This window comes from Bacillus sp. PK3-037, assembly GCF_054161355.1.
On the sequence record NZ_CP096408.1, the window covers coordinates 1,215,434 to 1,234,398 of the forward strand.

Here is an 18,965-nt window from a genome sequence, read left to right on the forward strand (position 1 = left end):
AAACAAAATGGCACAAATCATTAAAATACATGATTATATATCGAGATATGAACTTGATCCGTACCATTATATGAATCAGTTTATACGGCTGAAAAAAGAGCGCTGGCTTTTACTATTAGAAGCAGCGGAGCGCCAGCATGAAGAAAGACAAGCCAGTGCTGAACAGCCGGAACCGGTGCAGAAACGAAAAAATTTTTCTTTGAAAAGAAGAAAAAAAGAGATAGAAGCCGATATACAAGAAGAGAGACACCAATGGTTTGAGGAAGAAGACGATCTGAACGTAAGGCTGCCGAAGAGCAGGATGGCGCTTGCTTCCTTTTATAAAAGACATTTATATGAATTTCAGCTCAAATGGGCAAGCTCTACTCTTTCCGAGATGTCAAATCTGTCAAACCAGGTGAAGCAGGACCGCATTTTGCGTTTTCTGGCCCAACAGCTTCCTGATTCTTATTTTATTATGTATAAGCCTGTGCTCAAAATTCAGCAGGCGGCAGTAGAATTAAGCATAGTGATCATTTCGCCTCTTGACATTTTTTGCGTTTCTTTTATAGAGGCAGAGGAAGACAGTGTGTACATAGGATCTAAACATCGTTTTTGGGAGAAGAAAACAGGCTCTCAGACTGAATCGGTATTAAATCCGGCGTTGAGTCTGTTTCGGACGGGATCTGTTGTGTCGAAGATTGTAAAGGAAAAAGGCGCTGATATTCCAGTATCGAAACTACTCCTGAGCAGAACGTCATACATCGATTACCCCGAGCCGCCGTACGGTCTGGAAATAGTGGACAAACGGGGCTTGGCGGAATGGATGGAGAGGCAGAAGAAAAACACTGCTCCGATAAAACATCATCAATTAAAGGCTGCAAAGGCTTTGTTGTCTTATTGCCTGTCAGACTCCTATCGCAGACAAGAGTGGCTGGAGTAAAGCAGAACGATTTGAGCGGTTTTCTCATAACATAAGCAGGTGAGAAAGATGAGCCAATGGTTTTTTATTATTAATCCGGCAGCAGGGCATCGAAAAGGCCTGCGTGTTTGGAAGTCGATACAAAAGGAATTACTGAAACGAAAGATTGAGCACCGCTCATTTTTAACTGAACATCCGGGACACGCGGAGGTTCTCGCCCGGCAGATTTCAACAATACAGGAACATAAGCTGAAACGCCTGATCGTTATCGGCGGAGACGGAACGATGCACGAAGTCGTCAACGGGCTGAAAGATGTTGACGATATCGAACTGAGTTTTGTGCCGGCTGGCGCGTACAATGATTTTTCCAGAGGATTCTCCATTAAGAAAATAGATCTGATTCAGGAAATCAGACAGCTGAAGCGTCCGTTAACGCGAACGTTTCATTTAGGAAGCATTAATTTGCTTCAGGATAAATCGCAGGTTCTTTATTTTTTGAATCATATCGGAATCGGCTTTGACGCATATGTCAATAAGAAGGTGATGGATTTTCCATTAAAACGGGTGATCCAGTTTCTGCGCCTCCGCTTTGTTGTCTATCCGCTTTCCCATTTGTACGCGTCGGCTACCTTTAAGCCGTTTTCGTTGGCTTGTACAATTGAAGGAGAGACACAGGAATTTCATCATGTCTGGTTTGCGGTCGTCTCCAATCATCCGTTTTACGGAGGCGGCATGAAGGCGGCCCCGCTTGCGAATCCGCGCGAACAGGCATTTGATATCATCATTGTTGAGAATCTGCCGTTTTTGAAAAAGTATTGGTTTTTATGCTTGATGACATTTGGAAAACACACCAAAATGGACGGCGTAACGATGTTTAAAGCGAAAGACATTACGTTTTACACGAAGGACAAAATTCCGTTCCATGCTGACGGAGAAATCATGGGTACAACCCCATTCCGTCTGGCATCGAGCCCCTCACCCTTACGGATCAAAACATAAACGTTTTTGGAGGAGAGAGATTCTGATGGTCAGTATCCAACGCAGCTTTGAAGCGTATGCCGATGAAATGAATATCATTACGGTTCTGATTTCTGCTGATCAAAAAGATACCTTTACGCCGCCTTTTCAGCTTGAGACAGATACAGCGGAAATTCCTCTGACAGTCAGTCAGGAATGGCAAATAGAAGGGAAATACAAGTATGTATGTGTAGCTGAGCAGCCGGTGACTTTCGGAAAAACGCATTATGTCAAAGCATCCGGCGGCGGAAAAACGGATCTCCAAATCGGGGCGGTTGTCAGGACGGATGCCTTTGATGCTGCATTTTATTATGACGGAGAGCTCGGAGCTGTTTACACTTCGGATTATACTGAATTTAAGGTATGGGCGCCTGCTGCGACGTCAGCTGCCGTCAAGCTGTCACATCCCGAAAAAAGCGGGCACACGCTTCAAATGACAAGAATGGAAAATGGAGTATACGCCGTTACAGCGGCTGGAGATCTGCACGGTTATGAGTATGTGTACCGGATTTGCAACAATTTAGAATGGACAGAAACGGTTGATCCGTATGCAAAAGCTGTGACGGTCAACGGAGAGAAGGGTGTTGTGCTGCGCCCTGATCAAGCAAATTCGGCTCCTTCGCTTACACCATTTTCAGACCCAGTTGATGCCATTATTTATGAGATGCACATCCGAGACTTCTCCATTCATGAAAACAGCGGTATGAAGAACAAGGGGAAATATGCGGCGCTTGCTGAAACGGACACCAAAACGAAAAATGGCAGTTCTACAGGACTTTATTATTTAAAAGAGCTTGGCGTTACGCATATAGAGCTTTTGCCGTTAAACGATTATGCCGGAGTTGATGAAGAAAATCCGCTTGCCGCCTACAATTGGGGCTATAATCCGCTTCATTTTTTCGCCCCGGAGGGAAGCTATGCCTCCAATCCTCACGACCCTCAGACAAGAAACACAGAAGTAAAACAATTGATTCACACTCTGCATCAGCATGGCCTGCGTGTCATTCTGGATGTTGTTTATAACCATGTATATCAAAGAGAGCACTCGCCCTTTGAAAAAACGGTGCCCGGTTATTTCTTCCGGCATGATCAATTCGGGATGCCTTCAAATGGCACCGGCGTAGGGAATGACATCGCCTCAGAAAGGCGGATGGCAAGGAAATTCATTACAGATTGCGTCATGTATTGGCTGAAGGAATACGATGTCGACGGCTTCCGCTTTGATCTGCTCGGCATTTTAGATATTGAAACGGTTCTTCATATGAAAGAAAAAGCATCTGAGGTAAAGCCCGGAATCCTTCTTTTTGGGGAAGGCTGGGATTTGGCAACACCGCTGCCGCCTGAACAGAAAGCGACATTGGCGAATGCATCGAAAATGCCGGGCGTCGGTTTTTTTAATGATTCGTTTCGTGACGCTGTTAAAGGGAATACCTTTCATATCGCGGCTGCGGGTTTTGCCCTTGGGAACCGCGAAAAAACGGAAACAGTCATGCACGGGATTGCCGGATCTTCCGGATGGAAAGAAGCAGCCCCGCTTGTGTCTGCGCCGAGCCAGTCCATCAATTATGTCGAGTCGCATGACAACCACACATTTTGGGATAAAATGAGCCTCGCGCTTCCTCAAGAAAGTGAGAGCCGAAAAAGAACCAGGCAAAAGCTGGCGTCTGCAATCATTCTGCTGGCCCAGGGAGTGCCGTTTATTCACAGCGGACAGGAATTTTTCCGGACGAAGCAGGGGGTGGAAAACAGCTATCAATCCAGTGACAGCATCAACCAGCTGGACTGGTCGCGGCGTGAAACATTCAAGCAGGATGTTGACTATGTCCGCAGGCTGATTTCGCTCAGAAAAGCGCATCCGGCATTCCGGCTTACGTCATCAGCCGATATTCAGCGCTGCCTTGAATGTCTGGCTCTCAAAGAGCACCTTATTGTATACCGGCTGTTTAACCTAGGCGCAATCGACGAATGGGAAGAAATCATTGTCATCCATCATGGCAGCCCTGATTCTGTTACATGGCAGCTGCCGAAAGATAAGGCTTACCGTCTTCTATGTGATACTGACGGGTTTCGTGCTGATCCGGAAGAAATCAAGAAAGCGGTTGCTGTAAACGGCATCGGAACGGTTATCTTATATTTAGACCGAGATCTTACGAGTTTTGCTTGACGAAGTTTGTGCTATAGCGCTAAAATTTAAAAGACGGCTATTGATTAGCATATGAGACTCTCAATAGCTGTCTTTTTTATTTTTCATACGATTCGTACGAAAAAGGCATTCGCTGGATAGACTGAAGACGAATAGGCCTTTATTCTAAAATATTTTAAGAAATGATGGGTTGAACATTGATATGAACTGGTTGGGACAATTACTAGGTAGCGATTGGGAGATCTTCCCCGCCGGAGGAGCTACAGGAGATGCATATTATGCGAAACATAACGGGCAGCAGCTTTTTTTAAAACGTAATAGCTCACCTTTTTTAGCTGTTTTATCCGCCGAAGGCATTGTTCCTAAGCTGGTTTGGACAAAACGGATGGAGAATGGGGACGTCATAACGGCCCAGCACTGGATGACCGGCAGAGAGCTGAAGCCGAGAGACATGAGCGGACGGTCCGTTGCTGAATTGCTTCGTAAAATACACACATCAAAAGCCTTGCTGGACATGCTGAAGAGACTTGGAAAGGAACCGCTGAATCCAGGGACTCTGCTGTCTCAGTTGAAACAGGCTGTATTTGCTGTGCAGCAATCTTCGCCGCTGATTCAAGAAGGGATTAAGTATTTAGAAGATCATCTGCATGAAGTGCATTTCGGTGAGAAAGTCGTTTGCCATTGTGATGTCAATCATAATAACTGGTTATTGTCTGAAGACAACCAGCTGTATTTAATTGACTGGGACGGCGCCATGATCGCTGATCCGGCGATGGATCTGGGGCCATTGCTGTACCACTACGTCGAAAAGCCAGCTTGGGAGAGCTGGCTGGGCATGTACGGTATTGAGTTAACGGACGGCCTTCGGCTAAGAATGGCATGGTATGTGCTATCTGAAACAATCACTTTCATTGCCTGGCATAAATCCAAAGGAAACGATAAAGAATTCCATGATGCAATGGAAGAACTGCATATGCTGATGAAGCGGATTGTTTAATAATCAGGAATACGAATCCATTTCCTCTACCCATTGAGACAAGCTGCTCTGATGCTCTTGTATGTGTGAGTCGATGGATTTGGATGATATTCCTGATTGGCTGTATCGGTACACATCTTCCAGCACGTTTTTTAAGTGTGAATCGAGCTCGGTGTTTGCCATCAGCGATTTAATCACACGTTCAAGCTGTTCGTACTCTGCGACTGTTCCGCAGCAGTCTAATTGATGGTCAGTCAAAATGTCCTTCAATAGATCAACTTGATTCTCGTAATTTAAACCCATAAAACGGTACACATCCCTTCAGTATCTTACGGGTTAAATTGTTCAAAACAGGATGGTTTTATGCATGAGACACGAGTGTTCCGACAGATGGGAACCTCTTTTTTTATGTGATCTGCTCTAAAAAGGCGCACCTTCAAAAACAAGCTTGCGGGTCTTTTTAATTCATGGTATGTTGTTAGTCGAAATAATAGATAGAGGTGTCAATCATATGAGAATGCGCCACAAGCCTTGGGCTGATGACTTTTTGGCTGAAAACGCAGATATTGCCATCAGCAATCCTGCTGATTATAAAGGAAAATGGAATACAGTGTTTGGCAACAGCAATCCGATCCATATTGAGGTCGGTACAGGAAAAGGGCAATTTATTTCCGGGATGGCCAAACAAAATCCTGACATTAATTATATTGGTATTGAGTTATTTAAAAGCGTCATTGTGACAGCTGTCCAAAAAGTAAAAGATAGCGAAGCGCCGAATGTAAAGCTTTTGAATATAGACGCGGACACGCTGACAGACGTGTTTGAGCCGGGTGAAGTCAAACGGGTGTACTTGAACTTTTCTGATCCTTGGCCGAAAAACCGCCACGAAAAACGCCGTCTGACGTATTCCCATTTTCTTAAGAAATATGAAGAAGTAATGGGGAAAGACGGAGCAATTCATTTTAAAACAGACAACCGCGGCCTGTTTGAGTACTCGCTGAAAAGCTTCTCGGAATACGGTCTGCTGCTGACATATGTCAGTCTTGATCTGCATAACAGCGATATGGAAGATAACATCATGACAGAATATGAAGAAAAATTCTCAGCACTCGGCCAGCCGATCTATCGGGCTGAAGTTGAATGGAAAGCGTAAAACAGACTCTGACACAGGAGTCTGTTTTTTTTATGCGCTGTTTGCTACGATAATGACAGGGGGGATGAAGATGGAAACGATGAAAATTGGAAACACGACGATAACTTGGCTTGACGGAGGGGTGACTCACATGGACGGAGGAGCCATGTTCGGCGTTGTTCCAAAGCCGTTATGGTCAAAAAAATATCCAGTCAATGAAAAAAACCAGATTGAACTAAGGACAGATCCTATTTTGATTCAAAAGGACGGGCTTAATATCATTGTCGACGCCGGAATTGGGTCCGGCAAGCTGACTGATAAACAAAAACGAAACTATGGCGTGACACAAGAGTCGAATGTGAAAACATCATTAGCGGCGCTCGGATTAACAGCTGCTGATATAGATGTGATTGCTATGACACACCTTCATTTCGACCATGCATGCGGTTTAACAGAATATGAAGGAGAGCAACTTACCTCTGTCTTTCCGAATGCAGTGATTTATGCATCAGCCATTGAATGGAATGAAATGCGCCATCCGAATATCAGATCGAAAAATACCTACTGGAAAGAAAACTGGGAAGCGGTTGCCGGCCAAGTGAAGACCTTTGAAGACACTTGCACGATAACAGAGGGGGTTACACTGCATCATACCGGGGGCCACAGTGACGGCCACTGTATTCTTGTATGTGAGGATGCGGGTGAAACCGCGGTACATATGGCGGATTTGATGCCGACCCACGCCCACCGCAATCCATTATGGGTACTGGCTTATGATGATTATCCGATGACCTCTATACCGCAAAAGCAAAAGTGGCAGGCGTATGCAGCGGAAAAAGACGCATGGTTTATTTTTTATCATGATGCCGAATATCGCGCACTGAAATGGGATGGGGACGAAAGGATTACAGAATCACTCAAACGAAAGAAACAATAGCATATTTTCATGTTTACCCTGCATGATTTCCGGCTAATAAAGCAAACCTAGTACTAATTATGCTCAGAAAGGAAGAGGCAGGGTGAAACAATTTGAAGTAACGAACGAAGGAGAAATTCAGACAACATTAAGAGGCCTTGAAGTACTCTCTGTTCCTTTTTTGAACAAAGGAGTTGCTTTTACAAACGAGGAAAGAAAAGCGCTCGGATTGAATGGCTTTCTGCCGCCGAAGGTATTGACCATTGATGAACAGGCAAAAAGAGCGTACGAACAGTTTTCCTCACAGCCTGATGATTTAAGTAAAAACGTTTATTTGACTGCGCTGCACGATCGAAATGAAACGCTGTTTTACCGTTTGTTAAATGACCACTTAGGGGAAATGCTCCCGATTGTATACACGCCGACAGTAGGTACGGCCATTCAGAGATACAGCCATGAATACAGGAAGCCGAGAGGGCTCTATCTGTCCATCGATGACCCGGAAGGCATGAGAGACGCATTTAAACAGTTTAAAGACAAAAGTGATGCCATCGATTTAATTGTCGCAACCGATGCTGAAGGAATTTTAGGAATCGGAGACTGGGGAGTCGGCGGTATCGCGATATCAATTGGCAAACTTGCGGTATACACGGCCGCTGCGGGAATTGATCCGAGCAGAGTGCTGGCTGTCGTTTTGGATGCGGGCACAAATCAAGAGAGCCTCTTGAACGACCCGCTTTATGTCGGCAACCAGCATTCCAGAGTGCGCGGTGAACGCTATGACCAATTTATTGATGAATATGTCTCACTTGCGAGAGAGACATTCCCGAATGCATTGCTCCACTGGGAGGACTTCGGAGCGAAAAATGCGCGCAGCATCTTGAAACGCTATAAAGATAAAATATGTACGTTTAATGATGATATCCAAGGTACAGGCGCTGTTTCACTGGCGGCAGTCTTATCCTGTGCAAAAGCGTCTAAAGTGCCGCTGAGGGATCACAGAGTCGTCATATTCGGAGCGGGGACGGCAGGAATCGGAATTGCTGAACAGCTGCGGGAAGCCTTGGTGCGCGAAGGGCTGAGTGAGGAAGAATCATACCAGCGATTCTGGTGCATAGACCGGAACGGGCTGTTAACAGATGATATGGATCAGCTTCTCGATTTCCAAAAGCCTTATGCCCGTTCGGCTGATGAAGTGAAGGATTATCAGCGTAACGGAGAAGGCGGGGGCATTGATCTTCTTGAAGTGGTCCGGCAGGCGAAACCGACGATCCTGATCGGGACATCTACGGTTTCCGGTGCCTTTACAGAAGAAATTGTCAAAGAAATGGCGTCACACGTAAAACGTCCGGCGATTTTGCCGATGTCGAATCCGACGACTCTTTCTGAAGCAAAACCGCAAGATTTAATTGAATGGACGGAAGGCCGTGCGCTTATCACGACAGGAAGCCCGTTCCCGCCAGTGGAATATAACGGCGTGACATATCATATCGGACAGGCCAACAACGCACTAGTCTTCCCAGGTCTTGGGCTTGGAACGATTGTCACCAAATCAAAATTAATCACCGATGGCATGTTTGAAGCATGTGCCCGCGCGATCGCAAGTATGGTCAATGTCGGCGTGCCTGGCGCGCCGATGCTTCCGAAGGTGGAGGATTTACGGACTGTATCGGCAACGGTTGCAGTTGAAGTCGCTAAAACCGCCATTAAGGAAGGCGTGGCCACTGAAGAGCCTGAGGACATCATTCAGGCTGTGCAGGACGCGATGTGGTATCCGGTATACAAACCAATTCGCGCGATATAATATAAAAAAGAGCCGCTGCATGGGCAGCGGCTCCTATTTTACGCTTGTCCGGTGTTAAGACGCGATTGTATCGATAACATCTACAATTCTCCCCGTTTTCGCATCCACCATTACTTCATATTGCTCTAGTTCTCCGAAAGCTGACCGTGTAACACCGGTCTTGTACACCTGCACGGTTTCTCCATTCACATTGTAGGGCTCCGGCTGGGTGTAGATCCATGATCCATCAATCGGCCCCCGCTGTTTAAAAGCGGATTTTACGATACGAAGCGCTCTTTCTGAAGAAATATAAGGCTTCATCACATATTGCTTCACAACAACAGCCGTACAAATTCCAAGTCCTGCTCCTAAAAGAAGATGACGCAATTTCAAAATAAAGCACCTCCTGATTGATCGTACTTTCATTATACAGAAACCGCCAAATCCTGTTAAGCGATACGCGGCTCATTGAGCAGATTCAATCAGCGTGCTTGGAAAACAGGATTTTTTCTAATAAAATAAAAGAACTACATAGAAATGAGGGGAAAACATGAATCAAGAAACGAAAGCGCTTTTCCAAACACTGACGCAGCTTCCTGGAGCGCCGGGCAATGAGCATCAGGTCCGCGCGTTTATGAAGCAGGAGCTTGCCAAATATGCCGATGATATCGTTCAGGACAGACTGGGAAGTGTTTTCGGAGTCAGAAAAGGCGGAGAGGACGCGCCGAAAATCATGGTGGCTGGACATATGGATGAAGTCGGATTTATGGTGACATCCATTACAGATAACGGATTACTCAGGTTCCAAACGCTCGGCGGCTGGTGGAGTCAGGTGCTGCTGGCGCAAAGAGTGGAAATTCAAACAGATAACGGCCCGGTTCCGGGGGTTATTTCAAGCATACCGCCGCATCTGTTAACAGATGCTCAGCGAAACCGTCCGATGGATATCAAAAACATGATGATTGATATCGGAGCGGATGATAAGGAAGACGCCATCAAAATCGGCATTAAACCGGGCCAGCAAATTGTCCCTGTATGCCCGTTTACCATTATGGCGAATGAAAAGAAAATATTATCAAAAGCGTGGGATAACCGGTATGGCTGCGGATTGAGCATTGAATTGCTGAAGGAATTGCAAGGAAAAGAACTGCCAAATACGCTTTACGCTGGCGCAACTGTTCAGGAAGAAGTCGGCTTAAGAGGCGCGCAGACAGCGTCTCATATGATCAAACCGGATTTGTTCTTCGCGCTTGACGCCAGTCCGGCAAACGACATGAGCGGCGATAAACAGCAGTTTGGGCAGCTTGGGAAGGGCTTTTTGCTGCGCATACTTGACAGAACGACAGTCATGCACCGCGGAATGAGAGAATTTGTTCTGGATATGGCTGAAACGCATCAGATTCCATATCAATACTTTGTTTCCGGCGGCGGAACAGATGCAGGCAGAGTGCATATTTCAAACAGCGGCGTTCCGTCAGCAGTTATCGGGATCTGCTCCCGCTACATTCATACAAATGCGTCTATTATCCATATTGATGATTACGCTGCGGCTAAAGAAATGCTGATAAAGCTCGTAACTGCCTGTGACAAGCAGACAGTTGAAGCAATTAAAGAAAATATGTAAAACCTGAAGAAAAAGCTTGTTGAGCAAGGCTGTAAGCCATGTCGACAAGCTTTTTTCTTATTTTGTTTCAAATACATAGGAAAGTGCTTTAATGGCTTGGTTCACCGTTTCAACAGTCATATTCGCTTTGTTTGAAAGCTCTTTTAATGGGTGGTGGAGCGATTCAGGACGAATGATGATCAAGGGTTTGCCTTTTGCGATGGCATAGGAAGCATCCATTGCTGTGTTCCATTGTTTATACTTTTCGCCAAACAAGGCGATTACAAAGTCGGCTTTATTCATCAAGACGGCAGTTCTGAAGTTATTGATATCAGAAGCCTTGTCGTCCTTATAGACAGCGTTTGGCTGAGCGCCCATGATTTCTTCACCGATATTGTCTGAACGGTCGTGATGCTCCATCGGGCCGACAAACGTAATCGGCAGCTTCAGTGACTTCGTTTTCTCCTTTATTTCCTCACGCCAATTGCTGTGGATTTCTCCGGCTAAATAGACGATAAACTCCAAACTGGATCCCTCCTTATGTATGACCATTTGTCAATTTGACCCTCATGTAAAAGATGTTAAACGAAACGTGCTTGATAATGCAAATAAAATATGATAATGATAATGGGAAAGCTTATCTTACATATTCATTCGTTGCATATAAGTGGTTTTGCCGCAAGCAGTTTGGTATGATCCAAATGGACGAGTATCGATAAACTAACATGTAAGAACATAAACAACTGGAGGGATATTTGATGAAAAAAATCGAGACAACACAAGAATTGGAAAAAGCGGTAAAGGATGATTGGGCAGTATTTATGTTTTCTGCCGACTGGTGCCCGGACTGCCGTTTTGTAGAACCTTTTCTTCCGGAATTGGAAGCAGACTTTCCTGAATTCACTTACTACTATGTAGACCGCGACAAATTTATTGATACATGCGCAGAGTGGGAGATTTACGGCATTCCAAGCTTTGTTGTGTTTAATGAAGGAAAAGAAGTGAATCGTTTTGTGAGCAAAGACCGCAAAACAAAAGAAGAAATTGAACAGTTTTTAACTGACTCTCTCGCAAAAGCGTAAAGGAGGATATCCGGTTTGAAAATGACCTCAAGGAAGCTGTCAGACATATTGAAACAGCGCCTTCAGCACGAGAATCGCTCCTTTTTATTTGACAGAGAAAAAGACACCCTCCGTGTTGAGGATGAAACAACTAAAAAAGGAATTACGCTCGACCTGCCGCCGATTATTGCAAAATGGGAACTGAAAAAAGACGAAGCCATTGACGAGATCGTTTACTATGTATCAGAAGCCATGACAGCTATGGAAGGGAAGTCGCAGGAAATAACCGGGAAGGAAAGCCGCATTTATCCGGTCATCCGCTCAACCTCTTTTCCGGACAAGTCCAGCGAAGAGATCCCGCTTATTTATGACGATCATACCGCAGAAACAAGAATTTACTATGCTCTTGATCTGGGCAAAACCTATCGTTTAATTGATCAGCGCATGCTTGAGAAAGAAAACTGGACAAGGGAGCGGATCAGAGAAACGGCTGCGTTTAACCTCCGCTCTCTGCCGACGGTTGTCAAAGAGGATACAGTTGCCGGCAATCTCTTTTACTTCTTCAGAGCAAACGACGGTTACGACGCCAGCCGGATTCTGAACGAAGCGATTTTAAATGAGTATAAACAAAATGCTAAAGGTGAGCTTGCGATCTCTGTTCCGCATCAGGACGTTCTGATACTTGCTGACATTCGGAATGAATCAGGGTATGATATTTTAGGACAAATGTCGATGAGCTTCTTTGCAGGCGGCACCGTTCCGATTACGGCGCTTTCTTTCCTGTACAATGAAGGAAAGCTGGAGCCGGTGTTTATCTTGGCAAAAAGCCGTCCGAAAAAGGATTAGAAAGGATTTTTTACTTATGAACGCTTTTTATAATAAAGAAGGTGTGGGAGATACACTTCTGATCTCTCTAAAAGACGTAACGCGCGAGCAAGTAGGCTATGAAAAACACGGCGACGTCGTCAAAATTTTCAATAGCGAAACAAATGAAACGACGGGTTTTAACATCTTTAACGCGTCTTCATACTTAACCATTGATGAAAACGGCCCTGTTGCCCTTTCAGAAACATTCGTTCAAGATGTGAATGAAATGCTAAACAGAAACAGCATTGAAGAAACATTAGTCGTTGATTTATCTCCAAAGTTTGTTGTCGGATATGTTGAATCAAAAGAAAAACATCCGAATGCGGATAAATTAAGCGTATGTAAAGTCAACGTAGGAGATGAAACGCTTCAGATCGTTTGCGGCGCGCCTAATGTTGATCAAGGTCAAAACGTTGTCGTTGCCAAAGTCGGCGCTGTAATGCCGAGCGGACTCGTCATTAAGGATGCTGAGCTTCGGGGCGTACCGTCGAGCGGAATGATCTGCTCCGCAAAAGAGCTTGCATTGCCTGCCGCTCCGGCTGAAAAAGGAATCCTTGTATTAGAAGGAGACCATGAGGCTGGAGACGCGTTTCAGTTTTAGACTCCCATAAACGCGCCGAAAAAATCGAATCATGTTAAAAAAGCCGCTAAGCCCTTGTTTAGCGGCTTTGTTTTGCTGAAAGCTTAATCTTTTCTGGGCCGACAAGCAGTGGTATACTAAAAATCGTCCCAGAAAACTATAAGGGAGTTAGAGATGAATTATGAGTTGGCTTCATAAATTTTTTGATTTGTTTTTAGGAGAGAGTGAAGAGGACGCTGAACGGCAGACAAAACCTGCTCAAATTCCGAAACAGCCAGAATCGCATCACTCCGAAGGGCAATTAAAACGAATGGAAGATCCTAAAATATATTACGAATATCCTAAAGGCAAGTTCCGTTTTCCGGTTGTGCCTGACGGATACCAAAAAAATGATTTGAGAAGGCGCCGCCCGCCATCGGAGGAACCGCAAGCGGAGCCTCGTTCTAGCGCTGCTCAGCACAGAGACCGCACAAATAATGAAAAAGAGCACCATACATATGAAAAATCAGAGCCGGCCAAGAAACCTTTTAAACCGACAAATATACCTTCGCCTGTATATGGATTTAATCAAAAACCATCTGTGAAAAAGGACGTGCCGAAACAATCTGCGGAAAAAAAAGGTGTGCAAAAAAAGCCGGAACCTGCAGAAGAGAAGGTAACGCTGCTTTCAGAAGAAATCGAACGCGAACGCTATCCAATGCAGGACCGGCCGCCGCAGAAACAGAAGAAGGAGCCTCTCTTTTCATATGACCGATTCGAAGAACAGCCTTCTGGCGTCCTAAAAAGTACGAATGAAACAATGGCAAAGCACTCCGCAGAGGAGCTGTCAGACAAAATGGCTCCAAAAGATGCTGAGATGAGGTCAGAAGAAACAGAACAAATGAATATGCAGCAGGAAGAATCTTTCTTGCGCGAAGAAAAATCTTGGGAAGAGGCTGTGACAGGTGCTGAAACTGAGGCAGAAGAGCCGTCAGCCAACGAAGGAAACGTTCGTGAAAAAGCTGTTCCAGAAACTGCTGACACCATGTCAGCCCCAGCAGAAAAAATGGAATTCCATGAGCATGAAAAACCTTTCTTGCATAATGAACGATACGAGGAAGAGACTGTGGCAGATGCCGGGCAAGAAGCAGAGGAACTGTCAGACAGCCATACAGCTGCTCACGAAGAAATCATTCCGGAAGCTGCATCAGCTCAAGTGATAGAGGAAAACAGCCAGCCTGAAGCAACCGCGGCCCAGATAAATGACTATCCAGAACCGGAACATAGCACAGAAGAGGATTCTCAATCCCATTCTGCGGCGGATGAAAGCCGGGAGGAAGAAGTTTCTGCGGGTGAAAGACGCACGGCCCCAGCAGAACAGCAGAACAGAACCGAGAAGTCGGGTGACAATCCTGAACGAAGTCCAGCACTTCAGAAGGGACCGTCTGTTCCTTTTAATGTTATGATGCTGAAAAGCGATGCGCATAAACAGCAAAAAGCAGGGGAGCGCCGCGGAAGCTATGTGTTCCCAAATGTCGCACTGCTCGATGTGCCGCCAGCACAAGTTCAGGACGATTCTGCGTGGATAGAAAACCAGTGTCAGCTGCTTGATTTAACTTTGAAAAACTTTAACGTTCGGGCCAATGTGGTTCATGTAACGCAAGGGCCGTCAGTCACAAGATTTGAAGTACACCCTGAACCGGGTGTAAAGGTGAATAAAATCACCAACCTGTCTGATGACATTAAACTCAGCCTGTCCGCCAGAGATATTCGAATAGAAGCACCGATTCCGGGGAAAAACACGATCGGAATTGAAGTGCCGAACCGCACGAGCAAGGTGGTTGATTTGCGCCAAATGATTCGCAGCTCTGCTTTCAGGACGAGCAAGTCACCGCTTACGGCAGCACTTGGATTGGATATTTCGGGGAATCCTGTTGTCATTGATCTGAAGAAAATGCCGCACGGTCTTATTGCCGGAGCTACAGGATCGGGAAAAAGCGTGTGCATCAATACGATTTTAGTGAGTCTGCTTTATAAAGCTGATCCGAGTGAAGTGAAGGTGCTGCTGATTGATCCGAAAATGGTAGAGCTTGCGCCTTACAACAAAATTCCTCATCTCGTCAGCCCTGTCATTACCGACGCCAAAGCGGCTACAGCTGCTTTAAAATGGGTCGTTGAGGAAATGGAGCGCCGCTATGAACTGTTTGCCCATTCCGGTGTTCGCGATATTGACCGTTTTAATCAATTAACCTCTGATCACCAAACGGGCGAAAAATTGCCGTATTTAGTTGTGGTCATTGACGAGCTTGCCGACTTGATGATGGTAGCTCCAAATGATGTAGAAGAAAGCATTGCCCGGATTGCTCAAAAAGCAAGAGCCTGCGGAATCCATTTGCTAGTCGCGACTCAGCGTCCGTCAGTCGATGTCATTACCGGTCTGATTAAAGCGAATATCCCGACGAGAATTGCGTTTTCTGTCTCCAGCCAGGTTGATTCCCGAACAATCATTGACATGGCTGGTGCGGAAAAACTTCTCGGCAAAGGAGATATGCTCTTTTTAGAGAACGGTTCTGGAAAACCGGTCCGTCTTCAAGGCAACTTTGTATCGGACCGGGAAATTGACCGTGTCGTTTCCCATGTCAGAAACCAGCTGCCGCCAGCTTATTTATTCGAACAGGAAGAATTAGTCAGACAAGGCTCTGCCTTAAAGGAAGAGGATGAGCTGTTTTATGAGGCGTGCGAATTTGTTGTTGAGCAAAACAGTGCAAGCACGTCAAGCCTGCAAAGAAGATTTAGAATCGGATATAATCGGGCTGCAAGGCTGATTGATATGATGGAAGCGGAAGGTATGATCTCTGAGGCGAAAGGAAGCAAGCCTCGAGAGGTGCTGATCACTGCAAGTGATTTAATAAACGAATAATATAGGTTCATTTTCACAGCAAACATGGTATGATAATGGATAGAGCATTTAACAGCTATGCCGCTTTACAGCAAATGGGCATAGAAATCGTGATATTCAGGTTTAATCGGAAAGAAATAACCGGATACTGAACATAACAAAAAATATAAGGATACGCCGTCAGGCGGCTTTTCAGCCGCCGCGGTCGCAAATTGAAATGAACGTCATATACTGGGGAACAGATAGACGTTTGTTGGAGGTACAATTATGACTGTTTATCATTTTGTTGGAATAAAAGGGACGGGTATGAGTCCGCTTGCCCAAATACTTCATGATAATGGATATACTGTCCAAGGATCGGATATCGAAAAATTCATTTTTACACAAACGGCGCTTGAAAAAAGAAACATCACTGTTCTTCCTTTTAGCGCGGATAACATCAAACCCGGCATGACAGTTATCGCCGGAAACGCATTCCCAGACACGCATCCAGAGATTGAAAAAGCCATGTCTGATGGAATTCCGGTGATTCGTTATCATAAGTTTTTAGGTGATTACATGAAAAAATTCACCAGTGTCGCGGTTACTGGTGCGCACGGTAAAACGTCGACTACGGGGCTGCTGGCTCACGTCATCCAAAACGCAAAACCGACGTCTTTCTTAATCGGGGACGGAACAGGCCAAGGAAATGAAAACAGCGAATACTTCGTATTTGAAGCGTGCGAATACCGCCGCCATTTCTTAAGCTATCAGCCTGACTACGCGATTATGACGAATATTGATTTTGATCATCCTGATTACTTCTCAAATATTGACGATGTGTTTGACGCTTTTCAGGAAATGGCTCTTCAAGTTAACAAAGGCATTATTGCCTGCGGGGATGATGAGTATCTGCCGAAAATCCATGCAAATGTGCCTGTCGTTTATTACGGCACAGGAGAAGAAAATGATTTTCAAGCGAGAAACATCGTAAAAAGCACAGAAGGGACAACTTTCGATGTCTTTGTCCGCAATACATTCTATGACACATTTTATATTCCTGCGTACGGCCATCATAATGTATTGAACTCATTGGCGGTCATCGCGTTGTGCCATTATGAGGAAATTGACGCCAGCGTTATTAAACATGGCCTCAAATCATTCGGCGGCGTCAAACGCAGATTCAATGAGAAACAGCTCGGAAACCAAGTGTTAATTGATGACTACGCTCATCACCCGACAGAAATAAAAGTGACGATTGAGGCGGCAAGACAGAAATACCCTGATCGTGAAATCGTTGCGGTATTCCAGCCACATACATTTACGCGGACACAGCAATTCCTTGATGAATTTGCTGAAAGCCTGAGCGGGGCAGACTGTGTGTATTTATGCGACATCTTCGGGTCAGCCCGGGAAAACGCAGGTAAGCTGACGATCGGCGACCTGCAGGGAAAAATTCATAATGCCAGGCTGATTGCAGAAGATGATACATCTGTTTTAAAAGCCCATGATAAAGCCGTTCTCATCTTTATGGGAGCAGGAGATATCCAAAAATATATGAGAGCCTACGAAAACGTCATGGCATAATAAAAAGCAGTGATTTCACTGCTTTTTATTTATCTGAAGAGACATCCTCTTAAAGGATTTTTCAAATGTAATGGAGAATAATATGTATACAGCCCAACAGATATGTTTATGATTTTACAAATCGGGTAAACAGCAGTATATCCTGCAGCAAGGAGGTTTAAGATGATTATCATTCTTTATTTAAGCGTTGCGCTAATCGCAGTAGCATTTCTCGTCTTAGTGATCTATTTGTCTAAAACACTAAAGTCACTGCAGCTGACATTAAAACATGTTGCATCCACGCTCGAAGGGCTGGAGGGACAAATGAAAGGCATTACCACTGAAACTGCCGAGCTTTTACATAAGACCAACCGCTTGGCTGAAGATATTCAGGAAAAATCAGAAAAGCTGAACACGGTCGTTCATGCTGTTCAAGGGGTGGGAACCTCTGTGCAGCAGTTCAATACATCAATGAAGCAGGCGGCAGGGTCTGTATCGGCATCAGTGAGAGAAAACCAAGATAAAATCAATCAGGTTGTCACCTGGAGCCAGGCAGCAATGGAAATTTGGGAGAAGTGGAAGCGAAAGAAATCAGCTCTTTAAGAGAGAAAAACACTTTGAGGAGGAATAATGATGAGCAAAGATGGAATTAATAGTAAAGATTTTTTAATCGGTACTTTAATCGGAGGAATCATCGGAGCCACCACTGCGCTTTTCCTAGCACCTAAATCTGGGAAAGAACTACGAGACGATCTCGGAAATCAAGCTGTTGCTCTGCGGGATAAAACAGATAAAATGACGGCAGACGCAAAAGAAAAAGGCACACAATATGTCAGCATTGCAAAAGACAAAACATCTAACATCACACAGCTTGTCGCCGATCAGTCAGGACAGATCATGAACAAGGTCAAAGATTTAAGAGACCGTTCAAAATCTGCAAATACCGAGTCATCATCTGCTATGCAAGATATGAAAAACGAAGCAATGCAGGCGGCTAACGAAGCAAAAGATCAAGTCCTCCAAACGAAAGAAGACGTAAAAGACGAGCTGAATGATGCACAAAAACAGGCCGAGCACATCAACCGCTGAGCCCGGAAGGAGCAGACTTGACTAATGGCAAAACAGCTAATTCAATCTGAGGAAGAGTTTAAGCGTATTGCAGAAAAGGAAGGCACATTCTTGTTTTTTAAGCACAGCTTAACATGCCCGATCAGCCAAGCCGCATTTCAAGAATTTGATGCCTTTGCAAATCGGCATGAAGAAGTGCCGGCTTACTATCTGCAAGTACAAGAGGCACGGCCCCTGTCAAATTTCATCGCAGAAACATACGGAGTCAAGCACGAAAGCCCTCAAGTTTTCGTGATCCAAAACGGTGAAGTAAAGTGGCATACCTCACATTCACAAATTACAGAAGCGGCGATTGAGCAGCATCTGTCCTAGAAAAAAGCGTCCAGATATGATCTGGCGCTTTTTTTTTTTTGAAAAAACTATTGATCATTTTCTTCACATCATGTACGATAGCATCATACATTACTTTATCACTTAAAAGCGTTTGGGTAATAA

Annotated in this window: 20 protein-coding genes; 17 read left to right on the plus strand and 3 right to left on the minus strand. The window is 45.0% G+C overall.

Annotated features, from left to right (window positions below):
• Window positions 1-7: 7 nt before the first annotated feature.
• The 4 genes from M1D69_RS06265 to M1D69_RS06280 all read left to right on the plus strand — a co-directional run bounded on the left by M1D69_RS06265 (window position 8) and on the right by M1D69_RS06280 (window position 5,058).
• Entirely contained in the window at window positions 8-922 is a 915-nt protein-coding gene (locus M1D69_RS06265; protein WP_458104248.1) for a hypothetical protein, read from the plus strand.
• A gap of 48 nt (window positions 923-970) precedes the next feature.
• Window positions 971-1,900, plus strand: coding sequence for a YegS/Rv2252/BmrU family lipid kinase (locus tag M1D69_RS06270; RefSeq protein WP_458104247.1), 930 nt, complete (start codon window positions 971-973; stop codon window positions 1,898-1,900).
• A gap of 25 nt (window positions 1,901-1,925) precedes the next feature.
• Window positions 1,926-4,082, plus strand: a complete 2,157-nt coding sequence (gene pulA / locus M1D69_RS06275; protein WP_458104246.1) for a type I pullulanase — start codon at window positions 1,926-1,928, stop codon at window positions 4,080-4,082.
• 181 nt (window positions 4,083-4,263) lie between these two features.
• Window positions 4,264-5,058, plus strand: a complete 795-nt coding sequence (locus M1D69_RS06280; protein WP_458104245.1) for a phosphotransferase family protein — start codon at window positions 4,264-4,266, stop codon at window positions 5,056-5,058.
• Window positions 5,059-5,061: 3 nt separating this feature from the next.
• Here M1D69_RS06280 and M1D69_RS06285 read toward each other — a convergent pair whose 3' ends face one another.
• Window positions 5,062-5,340 carry a YtzH-like family protein gene (locus M1D69_RS06285; protein WP_024122528.1) on the minus strand — a complete coding sequence of 93 codons (279 nt, stop codon included), beginning with the start codon at window positions 5,338-5,340 and terminating at the stop codon, window positions 5,062-5,064.
• 208 nt (window positions 5,341-5,548) lie between these two features.
• On the opposite strand from M1D69_RS06285, the gene trmB reads away from it, so the two are divergent.
• From trmB to M1D69_RS06300, 3 genes are all read left to right on the plus strand, one after another.
• Window positions 5,549-6,190, plus strand: a complete 642-nt coding sequence (gene trmB / locus M1D69_RS06290; RefSeq protein WP_458104244.1) for a tRNA (guanosine(46)-N7)-methyltransferase TrmB — start codon at window positions 5,549-5,551, stop codon at window positions 6,188-6,190.
• 70 nt (window positions 6,191-6,260) lie between these two features.
• Entirely contained in the window at window positions 6,261-7,106 is an 846-nt protein-coding gene (locus M1D69_RS06295) for a YtnP family quorum-quenching lactonase (RefSeq protein ID WP_458104243.1), read from the plus strand.
• An 82-nt stretch (window positions 7,107-7,188) separates the two neighbouring features.
• Window positions 7,189-8,889, plus strand: a complete 1,701-nt coding sequence (locus M1D69_RS06300) for an NAD-dependent malic enzyme (RefSeq protein ID WP_458104242.1) — start codon at window positions 7,189-7,191, stop codon at window positions 8,887-8,889.
• A gap of 54 nt (window positions 8,890-8,943) precedes the next feature.
• Here M1D69_RS06300 and M1D69_RS06305 read toward each other — a convergent pair whose 3' ends face one another.
• Entirely contained in the window at window positions 8,944-9,261 is a 318-nt protein-coding gene (locus M1D69_RS06305) for a PepSY domain-containing protein (RefSeq protein ID WP_010331516.1), read from the minus strand.
• Window positions 9,262-9,418: 157 nt separating this feature from the next.
• On the opposite strand from M1D69_RS06305, the gene M1D69_RS06310 reads away from it, so the two are divergent.
• On the plus strand, window positions 9,419-10,492 hold the full coding sequence (locus M1D69_RS06310) for a M42 family metallopeptidase (protein WP_024122524.1): 1,074 nt from the start codon (window positions 9,419-9,421) through the stop codon (window positions 10,490-10,492).
• Window positions 10,493-10,549: 57 nt separating this feature from the next.
• Here M1D69_RS06310 and M1D69_RS06315 read toward each other — a convergent pair whose 3' ends face one another.
• Window positions 10,550-10,996, minus strand: a complete 447-nt coding sequence (locus M1D69_RS06315; protein ID WP_024122523.1) for a YtoQ family protein — start codon at window positions 10,994-10,996, stop codon at window positions 10,550-10,552.
• A gap of 77 nt (window positions 10,997-11,073) precedes the next feature.
• Between M1D69_RS06315 and M1D69_RS06320 the strand changes: the two genes are divergently transcribed.
• From M1D69_RS06320 to ytxJ, 9 genes are all read left to right on the plus strand, one after another.
• Window positions 11,074-11,190 (plus strand): hypothetical protein, encoded by a 117-nt coding sequence (locus M1D69_RS06320; RefSeq protein WP_125825412.1) that lies wholly within the window; start codon window positions 11,074-11,076, stop codon window positions 11,188-11,190.
• Between the two features lie 39 nt (window positions 11,191-11,229).
• Window positions 11,230-11,553, plus strand: a complete 324-nt coding sequence (locus M1D69_RS06325) for a thioredoxin family protein (RefSeq protein ID WP_010331513.1) — start codon at window positions 11,230-11,232, stop codon at window positions 11,551-11,553.
• Window positions 11,554-11,568: 15 nt separating this feature from the next.
• Window positions 11,569-12,378, plus strand: a complete 810-nt coding sequence (locus M1D69_RS06330; protein WP_024122522.1) for a DUF1444 domain-containing protein — start codon at window positions 11,569-11,571, stop codon at window positions 12,376-12,378.
• A gap of 16 nt (window positions 12,379-12,394) precedes the next feature.
• Window positions 12,395-13,000, plus strand: coding sequence for a YtpR family tRNA-binding protein (gene ytpR / locus M1D69_RS06335; RefSeq protein WP_458104241.1), 606 nt, complete (start codon window positions 12,395-12,397; stop codon window positions 12,998-13,000).
• Between the two features lie 160 nt (window positions 13,001-13,160).
• Complete coding sequence (locus M1D69_RS06340) at window positions 13,161-15,878, plus strand: DNA translocase FtsK (RefSeq protein WP_458104240.1); 2,718 nt, start codon at window positions 13,161-13,163, stop codon at window positions 15,876-15,878.
• A gap of 246 nt (window positions 15,879-16,124) precedes the next feature.
• Window positions 16,125-17,423 (plus strand): UDP-N-acetylmuramate--L-alanine ligase, encoded by a 1,299-nt coding sequence (murC, locus tag M1D69_RS06345; RefSeq protein WP_458104239.1) that lies wholly within the window; start codon window positions 16,125-16,127, stop codon window positions 17,421-17,423.
• Window positions 17,424-17,585: 162 nt separating this feature from the next.
• Window positions 17,586-18,005 carry a DUF948 domain-containing protein gene (locus M1D69_RS06350; protein ID WP_024122518.1) on the plus strand — a complete coding sequence of 140 codons (420 nt, stop codon included), beginning with the start codon at window positions 17,586-17,588 and terminating at the stop codon, window positions 18,003-18,005.
• A 30-nt stretch (window positions 18,006-18,035) separates the two neighbouring features.
• Window positions 18,036-18,491, plus strand: coding sequence for a YtxH domain-containing protein (locus tag M1D69_RS06355; protein ID WP_458106188.1), 456 nt, complete (start codon window positions 18,036-18,038; stop codon window positions 18,489-18,491).
• A gap of 24 nt (window positions 18,492-18,515) precedes the next feature.
• The gene (gene ytxJ / locus M1D69_RS06360; protein WP_458104238.1) at window positions 18,516-18,842 is read left to right on the plus strand and encodes a bacillithiol system redox-active protein YtxJ; all 327 of its coding nucleotides are present in this window, start codon (window positions 18,516-18,518) and stop codon (window positions 18,840-18,842) included.
• Window positions 18,843-18,965 lie beyond the last annotated feature (123 nt).

What these genes read in the sequence shown, in the direction of transcription:
- M1D69_RS06355 (WP_458106188.1), top strand. Translation starts at nt 18,036, where the DNA reads ATGAGCAAAGATGGAATTAATAGTAAAGATTTTTTAATCGGTACTTTA.
- M1D69_RS06295 (WP_458104243.1), top strand. Translation starts at nt 6,261, where the DNA reads ATGGAAACGATGAAAATTGGAAACACGACGATAACTTGGCTTGACGGA.
- M1D69_RS06320 (WP_125825412.1), top strand. Translation starts at nt 11,074, where the DNA reads ATGCAAATAAAATATGATAATGATAATGGGAAAGCTTATCTTACATAT.
- M1D69_RS06280 (WP_458104245.1), top strand. Translation starts at nt 4,264, where the DNA reads ATGAACTGGTTGGGACAATTACTAGGTAGCGATTGGGAGATCTTCCCC.
- M1D69_RS06270 (WP_458104247.1), top strand. Translation starts at nt 971, where the DNA reads ATGAGCCAATGGTTTTTTATTATTAATCCGGCAGCAGGGCATCGAAAA.
- pulA (WP_458104246.1), top strand. Translation starts at nt 1,926, where the DNA reads ATGGTCAGTATCCAACGCAGCTTTGAAGCGTATGCCGATGAAATGAAT.
- M1D69_RS06325 (WP_010331513.1), top strand. Translation starts at nt 11,230, where the DNA reads ATGAAAAAAATCGAGACAACACAAGAATTGGAAAAAGCGGTAAAGGAT.
- ytxJ (WP_458104238.1), top strand. Translation starts at nt 18,516, where the DNA reads ATGGCAAAACAGCTAATTCAATCTGAGGAAGAGTTTAAGCGTATTGCA.
- M1D69_RS06340 (WP_458104240.1), top strand. Translation starts at nt 13,161, where the DNA reads ATGAGTTGGCTTCATAAATTTTTTGATTTGTTTTTAGGAGAGAGTGAA.
- murC (WP_458104239.1), top strand. Translation starts at nt 16,125, where the DNA reads ATGACTGTTTATCATTTTGTTGGAATAAAAGGGACGGGTATGAGTCCG.
- M1D69_RS06265 (WP_458104248.1), top strand. Translation starts at nt 8, where the DNA reads ATGGCACAAATCATTAAAATACATGATTATATATCGAGATATGAACTT.
- trmB (WP_458104244.1), top strand. Translation starts at nt 5,549, where the DNA reads ATGAGAATGCGCCACAAGCCTTGGGCTGATGACTTTTTGGCTGAAAAC.
- M1D69_RS06310 (WP_024122524.1), top strand. Translation starts at nt 9,419, where the DNA reads ATGAATCAAGAAACGAAAGCGCTTTTCCAAACACTGACGCAGCTTCCT.
- ytpR (WP_458104241.1), top strand. Translation starts at nt 12,395, where the DNA reads ATGAACGCTTTTTATAATAAAGAAGGTGTGGGAGATACACTTCTGATC.
- M1D69_RS06350 (WP_024122518.1), top strand. Translation starts at nt 17,586, where the DNA reads ATGATTATCATTCTTTATTTAAGCGTTGCGCTAATCGCAGTAGCATTT.
- M1D69_RS06285 (WP_024122528.1), bottom strand. Translation starts at nt 5,340, where the DNA reads ATGGGTTTAAATTACGAGAATCAAGTTGATCTATTGAAGGACATTTTG.